This is a genomic window from Halodesulfovibrio oceani subsp. galateae (genome assembly GCF_055397225.1).
Window position 1 is genome coordinate 1,956,551 of the sequence record NZ_AP042453.1, and the last position, 19,950, is coordinate 1,976,500.

Annotated in this window: 20 protein-coding genes; 7 read left to right on the top strand and 13 right to left on the bottom strand. The window is 43.6% G+C overall.

What is annotated here, in order from left to right:
- The first annotated feature begins 151 nt into the window (after nucleotides 1-151).
- From ACZ5V1_RS08720 to ACZ5V1_RS08735, 4 genes are read left to right on the top strand one after another with little or no spacing between them, the layout of a single operon-like run.
- A complete protein-coding gene (locus tag ACZ5V1_RS08720; RefSeq protein WP_464391524.1) occupies nucleotides 152-1,156 on the top strand; it encodes a phage portal protein in 1,005 nt (334 codons plus the stop codon).
- A gap of 29 nt (nucleotides 1,157-1,185) precedes the next feature.
- The gene (locus ACZ5V1_RS08725) at nucleotides 1,186-1,434 is read left to right on the top strand and encodes an ogr/Delta-like zinc finger family protein (RefSeq protein ID WP_464391525.1); all 249 of its coding nucleotides are present in this window, start codon (nucleotides 1,186-1,188) and stop codon (nucleotides 1,432-1,434) included.
- A gap of 10 nt (nucleotides 1,435-1,444) precedes the next feature.
- Entirely contained in the window at nucleotides 1,445-2,329 is an 885-nt protein-coding gene (locus ACZ5V1_RS08730) for a hypothetical protein (RefSeq protein WP_464391526.1), read from the top strand.
- A 51-nt stretch (nucleotides 2,330-2,380) separates the two neighbouring features.
- Nucleotides 2,381-3,229, top strand: coding sequence for a hypothetical protein (locus ACZ5V1_RS08735; protein ID WP_464391527.1), 849 nt, complete (start codon nucleotides 2,381-2,383; stop codon nucleotides 3,227-3,229).
- A 31-nt stretch (nucleotides 3,230-3,260) separates the two neighbouring features.
- Here the strand turns inward: ACZ5V1_RS08735 and ACZ5V1_RS08740 are convergent, their stop codons facing one another.
- The 10 genes from ACZ5V1_RS08740 to ACZ5V1_RS08785 all read right to left on the bottom strand — a co-directional run bounded on the left by ACZ5V1_RS08740 (nucleotide 3,261) and on the right by ACZ5V1_RS08785 (nucleotide 14,171).
- Nucleotides 3,261-3,467 carry a hypothetical protein gene (locus tag ACZ5V1_RS08740; protein ID WP_464391528.1) on the bottom strand — a complete coding sequence of 69 codons (207 nt, stop codon included), beginning with the start codon at nucleotides 3,465-3,467 and terminating at the stop codon, nucleotides 3,261-3,263.
- Between the two features lie 348 nt (nucleotides 3,468-3,815).
- Nucleotides 3,816-5,075: a PIN-like domain-containing protein gene (locus ACZ5V1_RS08745; RefSeq protein WP_464391529.1), complete on the bottom strand. Its 1,260-nt coding sequence runs from the start codon at nucleotides 5,073-5,075 to the stop codon at nucleotides 3,816-3,818.
- A 91-nt stretch (nucleotides 5,076-5,166) separates the two neighbouring features.
- A complete protein-coding gene (locus ACZ5V1_RS08750; protein ID WP_464391530.1) occupies nucleotides 5,167-6,660 on the bottom strand; it encodes a hypothetical protein in 1,494 nt (497 codons plus the stop codon).
- Nucleotides 6,661-6,722: 62 nt separating this feature from the next.
- The gene (locus ACZ5V1_RS08755) at nucleotides 6,723-8,231 is read right to left on the bottom strand and encodes a KAP family P-loop NTPase fold protein (RefSeq protein WP_464391531.1); all 1,509 of its coding nucleotides are present in this window, start codon (nucleotides 8,229-8,231) and stop codon (nucleotides 6,723-6,725) included.
- Nucleotides 8,232-8,243: 12 nt separating this feature from the next.
- Complete coding sequence (locus ACZ5V1_RS08760; protein ID WP_464391532.1) at nucleotides 8,244-8,573, bottom strand: hypothetical protein; 330 nt, start codon at nucleotides 8,571-8,573, stop codon at nucleotides 8,244-8,246.
- Between the two features lie 148 nt (nucleotides 8,574-8,721).
- Nucleotides 8,722-9,351 (bottom strand): hypothetical protein, encoded by a 630-nt coding sequence (locus tag ACZ5V1_RS08765; RefSeq protein ID WP_464391533.1) that lies wholly within the window; start codon nucleotides 9,349-9,351, stop codon nucleotides 8,722-8,724.
- A gap of 178 nt (nucleotides 9,352-9,529) precedes the next feature.
- Nucleotides 9,530-10,273 carry a hypothetical protein gene (locus ACZ5V1_RS08770; RefSeq protein ID WP_464391534.1) on the bottom strand — a complete coding sequence of 248 codons (744 nt, stop codon included), beginning with the start codon at nucleotides 10,271-10,273 and terminating at the stop codon, nucleotides 9,530-9,532.
- A gap of 434 nt (nucleotides 10,274-10,707) precedes the next feature.
- The gene (locus ACZ5V1_RS08775) at nucleotides 10,708-13,386 is read right to left on the bottom strand and encodes a toprim domain-containing protein (protein WP_464391535.1); all 2,679 of its coding nucleotides are present in this window, start codon (nucleotides 13,384-13,386) and stop codon (nucleotides 10,708-10,710) included.
- Between the two features lie 5 nt (nucleotides 13,387-13,391).
- Nucleotides 13,392-13,901, bottom strand: a complete 510-nt coding sequence (locus ACZ5V1_RS08780; protein WP_160715923.1) for a phage regulatory CII family protein — start codon at nucleotides 13,899-13,901, stop codon at nucleotides 13,392-13,394.
- A gap of 69 nt (nucleotides 13,902-13,970) precedes the next feature.
- The gene (locus ACZ5V1_RS08785; protein ID WP_216846925.1) at nucleotides 13,971-14,171 is read right to left on the bottom strand and encodes a hypothetical protein; all 201 of its coding nucleotides are present in this window, start codon (nucleotides 14,169-14,171) and stop codon (nucleotides 13,971-13,973) included.
- A 177-nt stretch (nucleotides 14,172-14,348) separates the two neighbouring features.
- Between ACZ5V1_RS08785 and ACZ5V1_RS08790 the strand changes: the two genes are divergently transcribed.
- On the top strand, nucleotides 14,349-14,603 hold the full coding sequence (locus tag ACZ5V1_RS08790) for a hypothetical protein (protein WP_216846926.1): 255 nt from the start codon (nucleotides 14,349-14,351) through the stop codon (nucleotides 14,601-14,603).
- A 50-nt stretch (nucleotides 14,604-14,653) separates the two neighbouring features.
- On the opposite strand, the gene ACZ5V1_RS08795 is transcribed toward ACZ5V1_RS08790, so the two are convergent.
- Nucleotides 14,654-14,836: a hypothetical protein gene (locus ACZ5V1_RS08795; RefSeq protein ID WP_160715929.1), complete on the bottom strand. Its 183-nt coding sequence runs from the start codon at nucleotides 14,834-14,836 to the stop codon at nucleotides 14,654-14,656.
- Between the two features lie 297 nt (nucleotides 14,837-15,133).
- Between ACZ5V1_RS08795 and ACZ5V1_RS08800 the strand changes: the two genes are divergently transcribed.
- Together ACZ5V1_RS08800 and ACZ5V1_RS08805 are read left to right on the top strand one after the other, a co-directional pair.
- Nucleotides 15,134-15,343 carry a helix-turn-helix transcriptional regulator gene (locus ACZ5V1_RS08800; RefSeq protein ID WP_464391536.1) on the top strand — a complete coding sequence of 70 codons (210 nt, stop codon included), beginning with the start codon at nucleotides 15,134-15,136 and terminating at the stop codon, nucleotides 15,341-15,343.
- 610 nt (nucleotides 15,344-15,953) lie between these two features.
- Nucleotides 15,954-18,455 carry a DUF2237 family protein gene (locus tag ACZ5V1_RS08805; RefSeq protein WP_464391537.1) on the top strand — a complete coding sequence of 834 codons (2,502 nt, stop codon included), beginning with the start codon at nucleotides 15,954-15,956 and terminating at the stop codon, nucleotides 18,453-18,455.
- 115 nt (nucleotides 18,456-18,570) lie between these two features.
- Here the strand turns inward: ACZ5V1_RS08805 and ACZ5V1_RS08810 are convergent, their stop codons facing one another.
- Nucleotides 18,571-19,119, bottom strand: a complete 549-nt coding sequence (locus ACZ5V1_RS08810; RefSeq protein WP_464391538.1) for a DUF3833 family protein — start codon at nucleotides 19,117-19,119, stop codon at nucleotides 18,571-18,573.
- Nucleotides 19,119-19,892, bottom strand: coding sequence for an SDR family NAD(P)-dependent oxidoreductase (locus tag ACZ5V1_RS08815; protein ID WP_464391539.1), 774 nt, complete (start codon nucleotides 19,890-19,892; stop codon nucleotides 19,119-19,121). Before ACZ5V1_RS08815 ends, ACZ5V1_RS08810 begins: the two co-directional genes overlap by 1 nt.
- Between the last annotated feature and the right edge of the window lie 58 nt (nucleotides 19,893-19,950).

The following is a 19,950-nucleotide window of genomic DNA, read 5'->3' on the forward strand; positions in this document are numbered from 1 at the left end:
ACAGAAAGGTAGTGGCGCATAAGCCGCGAGAGAACTTAAGCAAAAAGCTTGGCTCGCAGTTAAAAGTTTTTGGAGATTTTTAAGAACCTTTTGCAAAAGGTTCTTAAAGCCCCGCTGGCAAGCGCCGTCGGAGACATAAAAGGAAACAAAAATGAAAGAAAAGAATATTGCAAGCACAGACGTGGAAGCATTCAGCTTCGGAGACCCTGAGGCAGTGCTAGACGGACACAGCATGATGGATAGCTTGGGCATCTGGCTGATGGACAACGGGCGCTACTATAGCACTCCGGTCTCGATGCTAGGGCTGGCGAAACTGCTGAGGGCTAACGCCTACCATGGGCCGATTCTGGAATTTAAAACGAATATGGTTATGCGCGGCTTTAACGGCAATGCACTGCTGTCACGTAGAGATATGAAATGCGCGGTTATGGACTATAACGTGTTTGCTAACTGCTATTTTCAGCTGGTGAGAAACTTTTATGGAGAGATCATCGGCGTAAGACACTTGCAGGCGGTGAATATGCGCAGACTTAAGGATGCGGGACGCTATGGAATGCTTACTACTACGGGGCAGCTTGTGGAGTTCGCTGCGGGCGAGGTGGTGCATATATTGAATTATGATGTGAGCCAGAAAATTTATGGTCAGCCAGGCTACTTGGGCGCGATCCAGTCAATGTTGCTAAATGAGGACGCTACACTGTTCCGCCGTAGGTATTACAAAAACGGCGCACACGTGGGCTACATTTTCTATTCGACTGCTGCGGGACTGGAGGAGCAGACACGCGCACGCATTAAAAAGGCGATTGAAGAGTCAAAAGGTATTGGCAACTTTAAAAACATGTTCCTTCACATTGGCGGAGCAGACAAAGACGCCATCCAGATCAAGCCCGTGGGCGACTTCAGCACCAAGGACGATCTGGAAAAGATTAAAAACATCTCCCGCGACGACATAATTGCAGCCAACCGCATGCCCCCTGCTCTGGCAGCCATTATTCCGGAGAACCAAACAGGCTCCTTTGGCGACATAGAAAAGATAGACGCAGTCTACCAGCGCAACGAGATTGCGCCAGTTCGGGAAGATATTTTGGAGATAAATCAGTATTTACCGAACGTTGCACAAGTAAGCTTTGACACCGTAGAGGTGCCCACTTTATAATGCTGATAATTCAATAAGGAAGACACATTATGAGTAGATCTGTTGTTCAGCGCTGCTGCGTATGCGGGCATGAAGCGCGCGTAGAATCCAGCAAAATTATTTCCGACAAGCTCAAACTGCTCTACTGCGGCTGCAAAGATCCAACCTGCGGCCACACATGGGTAATGAACTTAGAATTCTCCCACACCTTAAGCCCTTCAGCGCTAAAGCTACCGGAAGAATTACGCGAGAAAGTTAAGACTGTGCCACCAGCGCAGCAACAGAGTTTATTTGTTTAGAGGATAAAAAATGTCATTCATCACTGTACCTGAAGTTCTTGCCACTGTATTTTTCATTATTCTTTGCTTTGCATACATATTTCTAAAAGATGATTTTCAAGCTGCGGTATTTAAATATATTTCTTGGATTCTCATTATTATCCCAGTTGCTTGTTACGTTGCAACACGTCTAACCTTTCTCCCTAATGGATTAAAAGATTTTTCTACAAACTTTCTCCCTGAATCAATAGGGATCTTGCTTACATTCTTTGTTATCGAAAACTTTTATAAGCACTCAGAAAAGATGGAGCGCAAGAAAAAAATCCGTGCAACAATAGGGCGATACTTAAACCCTTTTAATCAAAATCTCGAAAAATTAATTATTGGGCACTACTATTTATTTCTTCGAAAAGACTTTCCCGATTCTCTAAATGCTACTTATCCAGAGCGAACCACTGACTGGCTCCATTTTATCAAGGATTCAGACTTAAATGCATTTCAAGGCTACCTACTTGATGCAACAGCTATTGAAATAGGCATGTCCAACAAGACAGCACAGGATCTCATAAATGATAGCTATGAGGCGTTACAAGATATTCTATCAAAAATTTGGGCTGAAACCGATCCGTATCACACGCCAGCACTTTACAACACAACATACGCCCTCATTGCTTCTCGCTCATTACCTCCAACTATGGGGATAAATTTTAAGCAGAGTATGAAGAATGATGATTACTTAAAATTTATTACTTCGGCTGATTTAAACAAGCCAGCCTTAGCCACCCCCGGTAACTACTTTTCACCAACTATCCACAACGCCAAACGCAATAAAAGCTTCGCGATGAATCTACTTGAGTTTATTGATGTCCTTGAAACATTCATGGCATCTTCAAAGAAAAAAATCCCCGCTGCTTAGCGGGGCATCTTAAGCCTTACCCTATAAATCCCCCAGCACAAAGATCAACTTATGTTCAACCAACTCACTGCTATCGCACTTCTATCTCTTATTATTATTTACGCATGGTTCGGGATAGATCATTCAACAACAAACACTTTCCTCAACTCATCATTAGAAATTGCTCACAACCTTTCATACGGTTACTTAGCGTCTTACATTTTCTATATCGTAAACATCTATTTACCACACAAGAAGAAAGAAAGTGAATCTACTGAAGAGATCGGGGTTGCATTAGCTAGAATCCAACACAACCTAAACGAAATTAAAATCAAATTTTCACTCGATACTTCAGCAAGTAATTTGGGAAGGCTAATTCTTGACTTAAATAAAGAAGACAATAACCAGCCCTTCATTAAACTATATACTGACACAGTCGTTTTTTTGATGGGCTACGGTGCTGCAGACTACTACCAAAAGACCTTTGACCTCCCAACTCTTTTACCTCTGCTACAGAGTGAAGAATTACAAAAATCACCTTTTCCAATATTCTTAGGAAACAGAAATAATGCACTAGTGTGTTCCATTTTTGGAATCCATCAAAACCTACTTCGCATTATAAAAAATAGTTATGTGCTTCCATATGACACAATAGCTTTTATTGAAACCAACCTTGCATCAATTCCGAAATCCATTCGTAACGCATCTAGGATAGACATAAGAGATATTGCTCTCGACCCAGCTGAAAGTGCAAGTACCTTAGTTTCAATTGAGCTTCTTCTGATAGAACTTGAAAATGAAAACCTAATTGACGAAAAGATTAAAGCTGTTAGAAATGAGCAGTTAAATTATTCAGGAGGACATTTTAAAGAATGTGCAGGCAAAATGAAAAACCTATTTCAACAAAAAAGCCCCGCTTAGCGGGGCTTTTTTTGTATCTTCTGCTTTTATTTTACTCAGGCTTTTTCAGCGCTGCATCTACTGCGTCAGAATCTAGTACATCTATGCAGTCATTGAGGGAGCGTTCTAGCGAGTACCATGTGTGCTTAAGCTCTGGGTACTCTTCGCCGAGCTTTTCGTGCAACATTCGTAAGGTGCTTGCTACATCGTACAACTGAGTGATGGGATCTACAGTAAGGGAAGTGTTGTTCTGTGCCATGAGGCAACTCCTATGGGTATGTTGATTTAACCTGCACTATGTTGAGTTCGTGCAAATAAAAAAAGGTCGGGAGCTTCAACACCGCCCCATAGAAACGGCAGAAGGCTTTCCCCTTACGGGTATTGTATAACCTTCGTACTCCCGACCAAATATTGGTAGATGTAAATTTGATGCGCTATTTCTGCCAGATACACGAATCCTAAGGAATCGCGAATCTATACGATAGACGCAAAAAAACCACTTCTTACGGGAGCGGGTTCCGCTATGGAGGATAAAAAATCTCAGGCGTGTTGAAGCACCTAGGGAGAATTATGTTGTTTTTTTAGGCTGCTGTCAAATGGGAACAAATTAATGCTGCCCAGCTCGTAACGAAAATGCCTCAATTAATTTAAGAATATACTCATGCAATTCAAGATCACTCTTATGCTGCATTTCCAATATCTCATACTCCCTTATCATTTTATCTCTAACCCACTTAAGACAAATACCATATTTATGTAACGGCACTGTCTCTACGATATAGTTACCCACCTCAGTATAAGCTGTAACCTTTTCAATTCGCGCTACAAGTTCTTTATGGAAAAGTGCATCTACATACTCGCTATCAACACAAGAATCCCAATCTAACATCTTAGATTGGTGATGATAGATATCCACAGGGAACTCAAGAGAACTATCATTAATAACACGAGACTTCACATCTGAAATTGAAGTTGCGTCTAACATGACATTAACAGCCTTCGAAGCATGCTCAATAAAATCTAGTACATTAAACTGGAAATAATGTTTTAACTCCCCTTTTCGGCACATCTCTTCTCTTAAGCAAGCATCAGCACCAATTGTCTTCTTTCCATTAGAATTAACGACGTACCACCAGTCTTCCTTGTTATCTTCTGTTACAAAGACAACAGCCGTTAAATTATCGTCTTGAGCTACGGATTCAAAACTCTGCTTCCATAAATACCAGTCTCCATACTTCGCCTGATACTTAACATCCGCATAATTGAATTCCAGTGTCTTTTCCTCTCCGTCTTTAAAGCCCGGAGGAGTCTTCAGTTTATAGCGTTTTGCACCAGCTTCATCCGCTTCATTTACCCACGGTTGATCTGGGGCGTCACCAACACGTCCCTGAAATATCGTATCAAGTTTAGCACGGACGGCATCACTGCTACGAACCTCAGGTTGCTTTTTATCCCACTCTTTTAGCTCGTTAGCATAGCTTTCAACTAATTCAGTAAGCGTTTTCTCAAAGTTATCTGTTTGCTCTTGAAGTGCAGGAATGCGCTTACGAAGCAAAGCTTTACTTTTGAAAGTATCAAAAGCAGTCCGAACATTTTTTAAGAGCGGCGTAGCCTCATTAAACTCTGCTTTCAAATCCTTAATCTTAGATATCCGATTCCGCTGGAATTCAAGTCCAACATGATACGGAATCCAAACCTTATCTCCGAGTTTTTCAAGTAAATCAAAAAACTCTTTCTGAGTTTCTTCCTGATACTCATAGATCTTCAGAAGGACATTCGTATCAAAAATAATACGAACATTGTCACTTTTCAGAACGTCTTCAATTTTGCCTTCGTTACTATAAAAACCAAGAAAATTATCGCGCATAATAAAAACCCCAAGAAACATATTTCTACTTGTTTCTTGGGGTTACTTGAGATGTAATTCTTTGTAAACAGTCACTGACAGTAAAATAAAATCAGACCTCAGCATCTAGTTCTCTTAACTTAGCACCTAGCACTTCGCTTTCTGATTTTAGAGCATGATCCATAACTGCGTAAGTTTTTTTTACCGCGTAGAAGACAGCCTCTCTATTTTCAGATGACTCAAAAATTGCTTCAACAACTTTTCGTAGCACTGCCGCCGTTGCTCCGTCGGGACTAGCCCCTCTCTGCTCTCTAAGCATCCAATTGAACTGTGCTGCTTTTTCTTCAAACGAAATATTTTCAGATAAAACATAATCTCGCAGCATATACCCATGCCAAATAGCAGCTGTATACCCTATTGCTCCCCATTCCATGAAACTAGCAAAATATGTGTTAGTGTGCTGATCCCATAGTATTCTTAGCCAATCCTCAGAGATCGAAAAACACTCTTGCGTTAAAGCTGAGCAAATAGACAGATCGTGCCATTCATTTTCATTTTGAAGAGCGACCAACCTCTTCAAAAACAGAGCATTATAGGGGAGCCACATATGGTATTTCTGTCCCGTCAAAAGCGCTCTTGAAACCATAACTTTAAAAAACTGCATTCCTGCATAGATAGGGCTTTCCCATAGTTCATCTTCATCTACATCATTTTCACGCTTATCAAAAAAATCAAAAGGTTCTTTTTTCAATCTACGCAACTCGTTAATCACAAAATCGCCAACGGGCTTAAAGACATTAAGGCGCTTAGCGACTTCAGTATCATTCAAAAAACTATTTAGGACCTCGCAGCTATCAGGCAACTTTGGAGAATAAACTGAAGGACTTCCTCCACAGTCAGATAGCTCCCTGTAAAGAACACTATTATTGTCTTTTAATAGTGACTCAAAAAAAACAAACGCATACCCTCTATTACCTCGATAGTCTGGTTCTAAAAGCTTTGCAGCCATTACAGGACTTTTTTTAACTAGCTCTTCAATAAAAGGCTTAGACACTAGAGTTTCTGAAAGCATATCTAGAACTATCCCTTCAGGAGAGCCGTTTCGAAATCGCCATGAGTTAACCCTTCGCTTAATTTTCTCTAGTATCGTAACCTTCTTTTGAGCTCCAGGATGGAAAGCTTGATATTTCCAATCTGCTTTTTCCAAAATTTCAGGTAAGTAGTGTGCATATAACTCAATCAGCAGTGTCCACTGTCCTGACTGGAATAGTTTTTTAGACCTACTGAAAAGATCCGAATAAAATGAGGTTGCTAAATACCATTTCCTCTGTTTTGAGTAGGCATATAATGAAAGAAAGATTATGCAACTAACAATGACAAGCTCTGAGTTAAATCCCAAAAAAAATGGAAATGGAAATGGGTCAATGCCAATTGCATGAATAACCGGTTGATACACTATATAAACAATTGTACTGCCACCAAGCCCAACAATAATCTTATCAAGCCAATTAAGCTCTAACACCATTATGACTCTCTGCTTTTCAGGCATAACCGAATAAGCAGCAACCATAAGACCTAGAAAAGTTAGCAAACCAGAAAAGTCCATCTCAACTCCACGTTAAATTTTAAAAAGTATAGTTGCTCTAGGTGATTACTGTTCTATTATACCTACGCTGCGCTTGTATCTTCAGAGCCGTCTTCTGCACTTAAAAATGTGATGTTATCGAGATTATCAAGTTGGGAACGAATCTCTTTTTCTTTATTAGGCCAAAAGTCTGGATCACCGCCAACTAAGAAGCCTATCAATAACGCCTTGCCCTGAAGTGTGTCAGGAAAACCATTCAACATCTTCTTCAAGTCATCATTAATACCAAACTGACTTGCTGAAGCCGATCTCAAAATTTTAATTAACTCTATGTAATCAGACTTAGGGCTTGATTTTGAAAACTCGGATGGCGAGGTGCTAACTTCATACGCATCGTCTATATTATCGTAGTGCTTGCGAGAAACTTCCTTCAAAAAGGCAAGCACAATAAGTGGTTGAAAAAAGTTATCTACCTCATCCACTGAAACATATGAGTCGACGCAGTAGCCAAACTTGCCATTATGCCAGTTTACAACTTGAAACCCAGCTTTTATTTGAGGGTCAAACATAAAGGCATTTGAATCACTCAAAGAAAAGTTTTTTGTTAATAGAGGAGAAATCTTACAAAATATTTTTTCTATATCCCGAGCTCTCATTTTAAAATCATCAGCTAAAGACAAGGCCATTTCTTTAAGTAAAGTAAGGCGATTGTTTTTACCTATTGGATAATTCGCCAATAGGTGAACATCATCACATAAATAGTCGATCAATTTTTTGCGGTGAGGTTCCGGAATCTCATAATCAACGTCGACGAATCGTTTCAAATATCCATCTGCATCAAAGCCCTCACCATAACGCACACGCACCATAGAACCAAGCTTCTTACGATCAACAGAGAGAACAAAAACAATTCCATCCACATCAAAAAAGTGTTTTATGCTCTCAAGAAGCCTAATTGCATATTCAGGATCACAGCGATCAAGTTCATCTACGAAGAAATAAAGAGGCCCAGTTTCACCGTCATTAGTAATAAGCTGAATAAAATTTGCTAACTCTTGCTTAAACTCTTCGACACTATCTTTCTGTAATGAATACTCTTCAAATACATAATTATTAACATTTTTTATTGCCTTCTCAGCAGTTTCAGCGCCTTTACCTACAATACCAACAGCGGGATGAACAAAAGACAAAAGAGAAGCTACACCACCAACAGCTTTAAGTAGCTTAGGTGCGTGCTTTAAACACTTCTCGAAAAAAGATCGGGCTTCTGGGTAAGCAGCTTCATGAGTTTTAATAAAAGCTCCAATCTCCCCCATAGCAGCCAGTAACGGCTCTTTGTGAAAGTCATGCTTCCAAGCATCAAACATAATGCAAGGATGCTTTCCACCCTTCTCGCTCTCCAGATATGCCTTCCACATCTGTACAAATGAACTTTTACCACTCCCCCAAGGAGCACTAACAGTCATCACCATTGGCGTATCTGTGCCTCTCATCAATGTAGTTAAGTTGCAGATAGAGCATTCACGACCAAGTTTATCGTTTTCAAAAGGCGCATCAGGTGTAGCTACAAACTTAGGGGGACGACGAAACATTAATCTCTCTCTTTACTGCTTTTCAATTATGCAGCCAAAATTAGTTGGATAAATATAAAACTTGGGCGGAAAGCCTTTCTTCCATTTCAAAAAATCAGCTTTTCCTAGGTACTCTTTAATTTTTTCGTCTTTCAACTCAGGGCAATGATACCAAAAAGAGGTATTAAGTGTGACTGTACATTCGATGTCAGAATCAGAAAAAGCCACATGCACAGTCGGTGGCAAAAACTTGCACTGCTCTAAATAATTTCGAAATTCGTTTGAACGAATGCCATACGTACAAGTAGTGCATTTATTTTTCCCATTCTTATAAGCGGAACCATCAAATCGTAATTTGCTCACACTACCTCCCGTATAAGATTAGCTGAAACCTCATAGCACTACGAGAAACGTATGTTAAGCTATTCTAAGTAGATAACCAAACTAGTCGGAAACAAAAAAAGTCCCCCAACCTCATCAAGAGATCGGGGGAAGGAATTAGTAATTTAGCTTAAAGCTTCAATGCATCTACACCAGATAGCTTTCGTATCAAAAGCGATATCTCTTTCTCTAAATCACATATCTGTTTTAAAGCCTCGTCGTAGAGTTGGCATCCATAAAAAGCCCCATCATCAACATCTCTATCAAGCTCTTTTGAATCTTCAACATACTTTCGTGCACTATTAACCACTTCAGCTGGTAACACCTCTGCAAACACAAAAAGCACACCATTTAGCCTATCGTTTAGCTTAACAACAGGACTCCAATCAGCAACGTCCTCTGGCTTTTCCATTTCGGGCTCTTGGTCATCCTGCGATTGAGCGCCGCTCAAATATTCTTGATACTCTTCTACTTCAAGCTGCTGCTCATAAATTTTATGAACTTGAACGAGCTCTTTCTTAAGCCCAAGCAGTAAGTCCTTATTCGCTTCCCAAGCCCTAACTCGCCGCGCTTCACGTAGTGCCTCAATATTAAGCCCAACTGCAACAGCCGTTAACAAAACAAGCATCATATTCGAAACAGAATCGCCCTTGTCCGCCCAAGCTAAGCCCAAAAACGCTCCTCCTATTAATAGAAAGAGCCACTTCGCAATTTTTCTATAGTGATTGAGTACAAAGCTATAAACTTCCTCTTTTTTCACATCCACTCCCTTGAGTGATGTGAAAAAAGAATTAATGAAAATTGTAAGTTAGTCTTCACACCACTTGAATTCCCCTTACACGATTGCTAAACAAATTGAAATGTTAGGAAACGGGAAGAGATGTTTTGTACAAATTAAAGTCCCTCCCCAGAATATTTGGGGAGGGACTTTCTAATCTCTAGTCAAACGAAGGCTCAGGCTTGAATAACCAGCAGCGTGTTGCTTTTTTCAACCATCTGCTCTTTACGGTTCTTCCTTTTTCAACCAAGGAATATCTTGTTGTCGAAACTTCAAGAAGCCTTAGCAAATCTTTGTATTCTTGTTCTGTATGGTCATAATCAAGCCACCATTTTTTAATTAAAGGCATATTAAGTGCTACTTCATACGGCTTATGAGAATGGTTAACATTTGGCTCTTGCAGAACGCACTCTAATTCATCCCAAAACTTATCCAACAGCGCTTGTTCTCTATCAATCGCTTCTCCTGCCTTCACCCCCGGAATACTAAAAATCATGCAGCGAATATTTCTGCCGTGTATTCTACTTTGCACTCCTACATTACTGCCCAAATAAGGATAGCGCTTTGAGGTGTGAATCCACTGTTTCAAGGTAGCAACAGGTGGATCACCAAAGCCATTAAGCCAACATGCTTCGCGAAACTTCATTAAATGGATAGCAATACGGGCTGGGTTTGGAGAATGGTTCAGCTTAGCTAAGCCTATTTCATCCACCTTGCTCCAAAACCACTCCATAACCCAATGTTCGGGTTCGTCACTTTTGGCTCTTCCATGCGCAAGATCCACTTGATGCAGCATATCCACCACATCCTGTTTAGACAATTTTCTGCCAATAAACTCACCCCATTTCCTGCTCACTAAATCAAGCAACAACGGTTCAACTGTTTCTGCTGTCAACGTTTCCATTTTCATCTCCTTTTTTTGCTAGGGGTACCGGTTTTTTCCACTTAAGTGACCGAAGTAACCGGCCTTCCCTTTTTAGATTAACCATCTGTTTTTTCTTACTTTATCAACAGACATCAAAAGAAACTCAAAAGGGACTGAGAAGGGACCAGAAGAGACCAAAAAAGTAATCATCATAAAAATCAGCTAGTTACAAAAACTACTTTTTCTCTTAAAAAGTAACCAATTAAAAGTGACTGGTCCCTTTTCAGTCCCTTCTTGGTCCCTTTTTTACTCATCATTTTTATCAATTTTTCTTTTGTTATTTTAAATGGTTACGCTGATAAAATTTTTTGGGTTACTTCAGTCACTTGTTACCCAGAGGGGGGCTTTCCAAAAATTTTATCTCTCTCACGCGTACACATATGCGCGCGTATATAACCCTATACGCGCTCTATTTAGGCCTTAAAGACCCAACAACGTATTGCTTTACTTGTGTGTCTACTCTTTACTGAGGCATTCTTTTTCACCAGTTCATGTCGCTTGCCATGAGGCAGCAGCTTTTTCAGTACACTTATGTCCGGTACTTCCTGTCTGTTACCTAAACACAGGTCTCTAAACTGGTTTAAGTTGATAGCAATCAACTCTGGTGCATGAGAGTGGTTTAACCAGCCATCCTTGCTGCTGGTTAAGCGTTCCTCATTCAAATAGCCGTAAGTCTCCCAGAACTGGTCAACAATTGGATGATCTGCAGCAAGGCGGTCTTCCCTGTCTGTTGCCCGTTCATAGAGATACTGGGTAAGCTTCTGGCAACGTTCCTGCGTCATGGCAGGGAATAGCTCTGCCAGTGCGTAGCCGCAGGCAGCAATTTGCGCATGGTTCTTAACCACACGCTCTAACTTTAAGTCTGTTGATGTGTATTGTTGTTCTAGGCGGGCGAAGGCTTCAAAATAAGTCTTCAAAATCTTCTGTTCGTTCTGCAGGGCGGTACGCAAAAAACCGCCGACTGTGTCGGAGGTCTGTCTCTCAAACCATCGGGCTAAATCTCTTGTTCCGGCCTTATGGTGTCGCTTATCCACATGGCAGTGCACTATGCGCTGCAGCAGCGCCTCGCTGCCGTCCACTTCTGCGTTCTGGCTTATTACTAATGATGCTTGAAACTGGTGCTCTTCAACATCGTTACCGCGCTTTGCTATGCCAAGCGTGCCGGTACTACGACCGTTGTAGAATGCTTTAAGCTCGTCCCAGTTAAGCTGCCGTGCTTTTGCGTCCCTATCTCCGCCGTCGCGGTCTGATTCAATAAGAACAACAGGGAGGTTGGATAACTGGTTAAACGCGCGTCTGCGTCCCGCCATAGAAGCTTTCATAATGTCGAAGCCTTCGTAGTCGTCGCGGCCCACAAGCTTCCAACAAAACTCAAGTGCGGTAGATTTACCTGCACCAGGCTCGCCGGTGAATTCTAAAAAAGGAAAAGTCTTCTGCTCCGCGCGGATCTGCTGCGCGAAAAGAGTGCCTAGCCAGTACGCAAGCAAGGCCAGTCCCTGCCAGTTAAACACCTTTACGTAGTTCTCCAGCCAATCCGGAGAAAAGCTGCCACTGGTATTTACACTTACACCGGAGAGACTTGTTTTAATGCCCTGCTTACCAAGCTGAAAATAGCCGTGATCGTTAAGCGGTATTTCTTTACCGTTGCTGTAGGCGTGGTTCTGGTACACGTATGCCCCCACCTGTTTATGGTAACCCACAAACGGTATGGAAGAGACAGTAAGCATATCATCATCCAGCCAGCGCTCGCACAAAATCTTAAGACAGCGGGAGTCACCGTAAAAGGTGCCGCCGTTGGTTTTGCTGAGTAATTTTTTATGGAAGGCATCAGGGCTGGAAATACTCGTCCCTTCAAGGGAGATTATCTTTTCTTTAGAGCCGTTGCCGTAGCGCACTTTAAACACATAAAACTGTTCATCCATCACTTCATCGTATTCCATGTACAAAAACTCAGGCACAACGCTGCAGGCTTTATCCACATCACAAAAACTGTAGAACAAGTCTTTGCCTCTGGGTGAAAGCAACGCCAGTTCAAACAGTGCTATGTCGTCTTTGTTTTCGTCGCCATCGTCTTCGGTGTTGGCCGCAATGGCGTAAAGTTCTTTGTCCAGTTTGGCATCAACCTTAATGCTAAACAGCATGTTGTCGAAATCCAGAATGAACCGCCGGCTGCGTTTCCGTGCATAATAGTGGTATGCTTTTTCGTTCACCGTTTCAGACAAAAACAACCTGCCATTGTACAGGCAGTAATCTATAAATCGTTTTGTTATTTTCCCAGCACGGTAGAGATCATCCCAATCCTGCCCTTCCGGAAGCAGCAACACCTCGCACTTTTCGCCCATTGCGTGCAGCTTTTTCATGTGCGCTTTAGCGTATTTTTTTCCGGCCTTGTCTCCATCCAGGGCAATCGTCCAGCGAATGCGTTTTCCCTTATGCTGTTCAATAAAAGCATCGGGAAAATTAACGCAGGAAAGTGCAGCTGCAGCTTTAATATCTTTATGATGCAACGCAATGGCGTGGAAAATTCCTTCCACAACCATGCAGCGCTCACCCTCTTCAAGCGTAAAGTTCGGATGCGTCCACACCTGACCTTTATAGGAGCCTTGGAAGCGCGCTTTTTTCACGCCCTCATCTGGGTCTATTAATCGCTGCCAGTAAGTGCGTTTTGCCTCGTCCAAATAGAAACGAATTGTAGAATACATCCGCCCGTTCGATCTATCCTGAAAAGCTTCCTGTTCGTACCAGCCACGAATCTTGGAAAGATCAAACCCGCGCTGCAGCCCTAGGTAGGCATCCGCAGTACGGTTAGGTTCTTCTTCTGTTGGTTTATATTTCTTGGCAAAGTCAGCAAACAGATCCGGAAGCAGCTCGATGGTGTTTTCTTCCCACCCGCATCTATTTTCTCGGCTGCATTTTAAAATCCAAGGCTTTTCTGTACTAGTAAACAGTTCATTCTTTCCACATTCAGGACAAGGGCCGCCACGCAGGTAGCCGCCCTTAATCTGAAGATTAAACCGAGCATCAGCCAGTAAGGCGCGGACAATAACATCCGCGCTTACATTGTATTTTTGAGTAGGAGGTACACCCGTCATAAGCTTTACGGCTCCGTTTTTAGCTTTCGCTCGAGCTCACGCAAATCTGCGATCATATCTAGCGAGGTGTTCACTACATCGTTCAATTCTCCGATAATACGACGTAACTCTTTCGGCTCCAGCACGCCGTCGGCAACTGCGATTTGTGCCTCTTGTCCAACGTCGCTTGTTTCTCCAAAAAGTTTGCCGATTCTAAAAACTAGGCTCTGGCAATCTACATCACCATGCTTGTGCTCCATGCCGTACTGCATAGCCTGAACCTGCAACCAGTTGATGATCACCATATTGCCGACTGTGCTGCAAAACTTCGGCAGGTCTTCATAAGTAGGAAAGTAACGTTCCAGGCTAAACACACGCTTGGTGTGAGACTCTGCCCAACCCATTGCTTTTGAAAGTTTTTGCCAAGTCATTCCGGAGCGCTCGAGCGCAAGCTTAAAAGCGTCCTCCGGTCCAATGTTATGCAGTGCGTAGTTGTTATCTCTAACCATAGAGCCGTCTGGGTAAGTAGCGTTCATAATATTTCTCCTAAGAGTAAGACATAAAACTGTGTGAAAAATGTGAAAGAACCTAGACTAAGCCCGTAGTTAGGACTTGCCGGACATAATGCGGGCATCTGCTTTACGCATGGCTTCAGCCATTGTTTTGCGGGTAATGCCGTATTCTTCGCAAAGCACGTTAAGCAGTGTGCGAAGACGCAGTATCTTTATGGCCTGCGAAACCCGATGCATCCCAAACTTGTTAGGAGTGCGTCGCTGGTAGCGGAAATGGCGAATATCCATCCGCATGTAGCGAGCCACATTTGAGAAAGTTCTAAACCTTGCCTTAAGCCGCTCGATGTTTTTTTCATAAGCTAGTGTTTTCATGCGGCTTAAGTTAGGGATTTTTTCCCGTTTTAGTCAAGGGACTTTTTTATACTTTTCTTAGGGAAAAAATTCCCATACAAAGAAGGAATGAAGAATAGCATGGCTTTTGAGAAGAAATTTGTGGATGTGGTGTGTGAAAAAATAGATGAAATAGGTATTTCACATAACGAATTTGGCAGACGCGCATTCGGTCCACCAGATGGAGGGAGACTATGGAGGAGTGTTCGTGGAGTGGAAGGAAAGAAGAAACCCCGAAAGATTGCAATCCATGAAGCTTACCAAATAGCGCAAGTCCTGGGCACAGATCTGCCCACCCTGCTCTGGCACGTCGAAAAAGAATTTAACCAGAAATAGAAAAAGCTCGAACCATTACGGTTCGAGCTTTTTCTTTATTATCGTGTTTACTACCGGCGCTTCTCTTGTGCTAAAGAAGCTGCTTCCTGCTGTTCAATTGCTGTTAAAGCAACCTCCAACCGTTCGCATTGATCAAACAAAATATCCCCCATGCCTAGCGGTGCATTGGTTGCGCAAAAACGCACTGCCGAGATAGCTTTATAAATCTCACTGATTGCATCGAGTTCTTTCATGCATGTCCCCGCCAAAATATGTTTTTTTTGTTCTACGCTCATTCTACGCCGATACTCTGCGGCTTTACGCGCGTCAACCAAAGAAATTGAAACGTCTAGGGAGTTCCATTTCACTCGTGAAATAGTCTTAACGGGATTTTCTCCCTAAAACCCTATTGACATATAGGGATCGAATCCCTACTCTAAACTCAAGTAAGACATAGACAAAACAATCTGTGCCAACTCCTAAACAAGCCCCGCTGATGGAAGATAGGCGGGGCTTACTCTTATCCACACAAATAGACTAAGGAGACGCAAATGCATGCACACTCAACTCCACAAACTTCGTCGGAATACAGCATCCAACTGTTAAAGCTCTCTCAGGTTCAAGAAATTCTCCCAGTCAGCAAGACAACACTTTGGCGTTATGTAAAAGCAGGAAAATTTCCAGAACCCAGAAAACTAGGACGCAGCGCTTTCTGGGTAAAAGAAGAAGTAGAAAACGCAGTTCGCCAACTGGTAAAGTAACGCCAAGAAACACATTGCCTGCACAAAAGAGAAAAGCCTGTATGATCTTCCATACAGGCTTTTTTTGAGCCGAAAAACTCCCTGTGCCACCATGCAATTTCATTACAACCCACCCCATTTGGGGGCACATTTTGGGGGCACATCTTACAACTCAAAACTTTAAAATATAAAAATCAACATGTTAACTCTACAGTTCGATGGACGCCGCCTCCACCATGAGGTATTTTTAAAGGGTTTCAGTAGATTTCAAAATCTTCTGAAACCCTTTTTTTATTACTCATGCCCCTTCAAGTCCTTCCAAAACATTCCTTTCGATAATTTGACTAAAAAGTCCATACCCTGACTTTCCGTTCTGATGTTTACTAATTCCACTACGAACTTGTGGGTACACATTTGAGTCATCCCCACCTCACCTAGAAACATCTACTCACCACGTGAACAACCTGTCACAGCATCCAAAAAACGAAGCAACACGCCCTCTCCCTACTAATAAAACAAAGATCATTCAGATTATCTGACGATGTGCTACGATGACTATGAGACTGCCTAGCCAATAGGTACTGCAATCTCAGGTAACTCGAGACTTTTCACTCAAACCCTACGAGAGCCTATGTCACAGTCATCCGCGCCCACAACAATTACTCCAATACTGGTAGCCCCTCATGGCGAAAAGGATGTCCCCTCCGACTCCGGTGGAAAAATTGTCAATTTGCAAAAACTTGCCCGTGCCGGTTTTACAGTGCCTCCCACCCTCTTTTTACCCCCTGCGGCCTACACATACTTTGTGGAACGGCACAAGCTGACAGACCACATACACGCACTGGCAAAAGCAGATGTCAAAATCCTACGCTGGGAAGAAATCTGGGATGCGTCATTGGCCTTACGCAACAGCTTCCTGCGCCACCCTATCCCCACAGAAATTGCCAAGCCGCTTTTAGCAACTATACACAATAATCTTGGTTCAGTACCGCTAGCCGTCCGCTCCTGCGCTCTGCATGAAGACTCAGGCTTCTCTCACGCCGGAGTTCATGACTCCGTGCTGGATGTGTCCGGTGACGAGGCTATATTAAAAGCCGTACAGCAGGTCTGGGCATCTCTCTGGACTGATCGGGCAGTACTTTATAGGCAGGAAATGGGGCTTAATGCCAAGAGCTCTGCTATGGGAATTATTCTGCAAGCAATGGTACCGGGACATACCTCCGGCGTGCTCTTTACTAAAGACCCAACAGACGAATCACGTATGACTGTAGAGGCCGTACACGGACCGGCCAGCGAAGTCGTGGATGACAGTAGAGATACAGAAAGACTATTTCTTGGAAGGGACAACGGGAAGCAACTGCTGCGCAAAAGACAAGAGGGAAACGAACTAAAGGTAGTTCTTTCTGATTACTTGATTGATGAACTCTACCACCTCGGCTCCCGTTTAGAGCAATTTTTTGGCAACCCGCAAGACATTGAATGGACTGCCACTGATCAGGGTATTACCGTTCTGCAGTCCCGTCCCATCACTACCTTTGCTGAATCAGACGCCCACGGCTGGGATGCTGACGACAAGCGACCATGGTATCTTAGTCTCACCAGAAGCCACAAAAACTTGGAAGATCTTCGTGAACATATAGAAACGGAAATCCTTCCCGGTATGACAGCAGACAGCGATGCCATGAAAAGTATCGATTTGAATGTCCTGTCCTGCGGGGAATTGGAAAAAGAGCTTGCCCGCCGCAACGACCTGTTAACCCATTGGCGCGATGTATACTGGCATAAGCTCATCCCTTTTGCTCACACAGTGCGGCAGTTCGGTATGCTCTACAACGACACAATCGCCCCCGAAGACCCCTTTGAATTCACTACGCTGCTTTCGGGGCAGCACCTCTTGGCGTTGGACAGAAACGCCATGATTGAAGATCTTGCCCAGTTAATCAAAAAGGACGACCAACTGGCAAAAAATCTTCGCAACAATATACTACCGGAAGACGGCCCCTATTCGAGTCTTCTCAATGAGTTTATGGAGCGATTTGGTGACCTGTCATGCAACACATCATGGTGCAACGAAGGCCCGTGGGGCATTATCCGCCTAACTCTAAAAGACACTCCGGATTCTCCTCATCCAGCGCCATTACAACGAGCCAAAACATTGGAACGTTCATTTTTGAATGCTTTTCCGCCAAAAAAGCGAGACTTTGCAGTCTCTGTATTAAACCTTGCCCGCGTGGGATACCGCCTGCGTGATGATGACAACTTGTACCTTGGGAAAATTCAAGCTCGTTATAATGAAGCGTTAGAGCATGCCAAAGCCTGTGGCATCCACCCGAAAAACGACGACAAGCCAGAAGCCAAACAACACACCCCGAAAGGCCTTGCATGGAATGATCAGGATAGCACTGAAAGGCATAAACAACGCTTCAGCGGATGGGCGGCGGCCATGGGAATTGCGTTTGGCCAAGCACGGGTGGTAAGCACTCCGGAAGACCTGTTTACCTTTCAGAAAGGGGAAATTTTAATATGCAACGCATTGGATCCTAATATGACCTTTGTAGTTCCTATGGCAGCTGCCATAGTAGAACGACGGGGTGGTATGCTGGTGCATGGAGCCATTATTGCTAGAGAATATGGCATTCCCTGTGTTACAGGTATTCCAGACGTCACCTCACACATCCAGACTGGTGATCAACTGATGGTGGATGGTTTTCGCGGACTGGTAATCATAGAAGAGACAAAAGACGACGAACAGAAAATTAGCACTGCTAAAAATGTTCTCGGTGGATCGCTGATGACATGCTGCATGCGACCTATGACAGGCTTCTTCCGTCGTGGTTCATGCGATACCGAACCGCAGGACAGTGGTTGCCACGCAATCTGCTCAATTGTCACACAGGAGTTTCTGGAATTCAGCCTTTCACGAGGGAATGATCTCATCAGCCCATCACGTGATATGGACTTTCCTGGCCTTGTGCCGGGTGATCGCTGGTGTTTATGTGCCCTGCGCTGGGAAGAAGCACGTAAAGCCAAGGTGGCACCACCTGTTATCCTTGAAGCCACACATGAAGAGGCACTGCGTTACATCAGCCTGAAGAACCTAAAAGCACATGAGGCCAAGCAAGAAGAGAAGTGATCTTCAAAAAACTCAAGATCAACTAATGAAGTCACCTTTATCTTCACTTCATAATTCACATTACCTTTCAATCAATGAAAAAGCTTCTTCCTGCTTGTCTTTCAGTACTCAAGGCTTACTGACTGACCGCGGGCTTACGAACAATGGTAGTAATTATCTCACCAATTCGAAAGCCCCACTTGCGCATGGTACTTTTATTCACCACAACATCAGGCTCCATACGCCACAACCAGTCCTCCACCTGTACAGTGAGAGACCTGTCTCGCACGGGTACCATCAGTGCATAGTCCATACGCAGGGCATTGCCGGATACTTCCAACGTTGCCAGCCCCTCCACATCTGATGCGGTGCCCTCAAAACGACCTTCACCCACACGGATAAACTCCCAACGCCGCTTAAGCACCTCACCGTCGTCAAAAACAAATTCTTCTGTAAGCACGCCTTTCAAAACGCCTTCTTCTTCATGCCATTCACCACGCATAATAGCGTTAAATGAACGACGAACCTTCCCCCCACGGCCAAGAATCACACCATGGGCTCCCAATTCTCCAACAAAAAACTCTTCCAGCACAAAAGGATGCCCCCCAGCGGCGTTGTCCTTGGCAGGGATATTTGAGCACCCTGCAAGCATCATGGCGCATAACGGTAAAAGAAGTTTACTCATCATCCTCTCCTGTTCCGACTTCCGGTTATGCGCCGCACCAGCGCGTGATACACAGGGTAAGGCAAAATTCGCAACAGCTTGCAGGACCATGAAAAGATCGGCGGAAAATGAATCTCCATCTTTTTCTTTGCCAGCCCTTTCCAGATATACTCTGCTGCCCGCTCTGAACTTATAATAAACGGCATCGGGTACGCATTCAAATCTGTAAGCGGAGTTTTTACGAATCCCGGATTTACAGCGGTAACCGTCAAACCGTAAGTTTCCACATCAAACCTGAGACTCTGCAAAAAATTATTCAGTCCGGATTTGGTTGCCCCGTACGCAGCGGCCAAAGGGAGGCCGCGGTAAGAAGACAGGGAGCCGACTCCCACCAGATGCCCGCTACCGCGCTCCAACATATCCGGTAAGGCCACGAGCAACGTTGCCACGCTTCCATAAAGATTCACCTCAAAGAGGTGACGACATTTTTCCAGTGTAATTTTACTGGCGGGCATATTAAGATGCGTACCGGCGTTGGCCATGACCAGATCAGGTACTCCCATTATCTCGCGAACGCGTTCGTACGCCTGCCGAAGTTCCTCTTCGTTACTGACATCTGCCGGAACAAGCACGAGCTGATCCCCAGCATTAAGCCTATTGGCCATGTCAGAAAGTTTCTGCACATTACGGGCAGTGATGGCCACACGTTTTCCACCTGCAAGACACCGTGACACTAAAGCTTCCCCAATACCGCTTGTGGCACCAGTCAGCCAGATTGTCTGTACATGCTGCATAGCCGCGCCCCTTAGTTCAGGATAGTAAAGACACTCTCCAATCTGTAGCATATTTTTT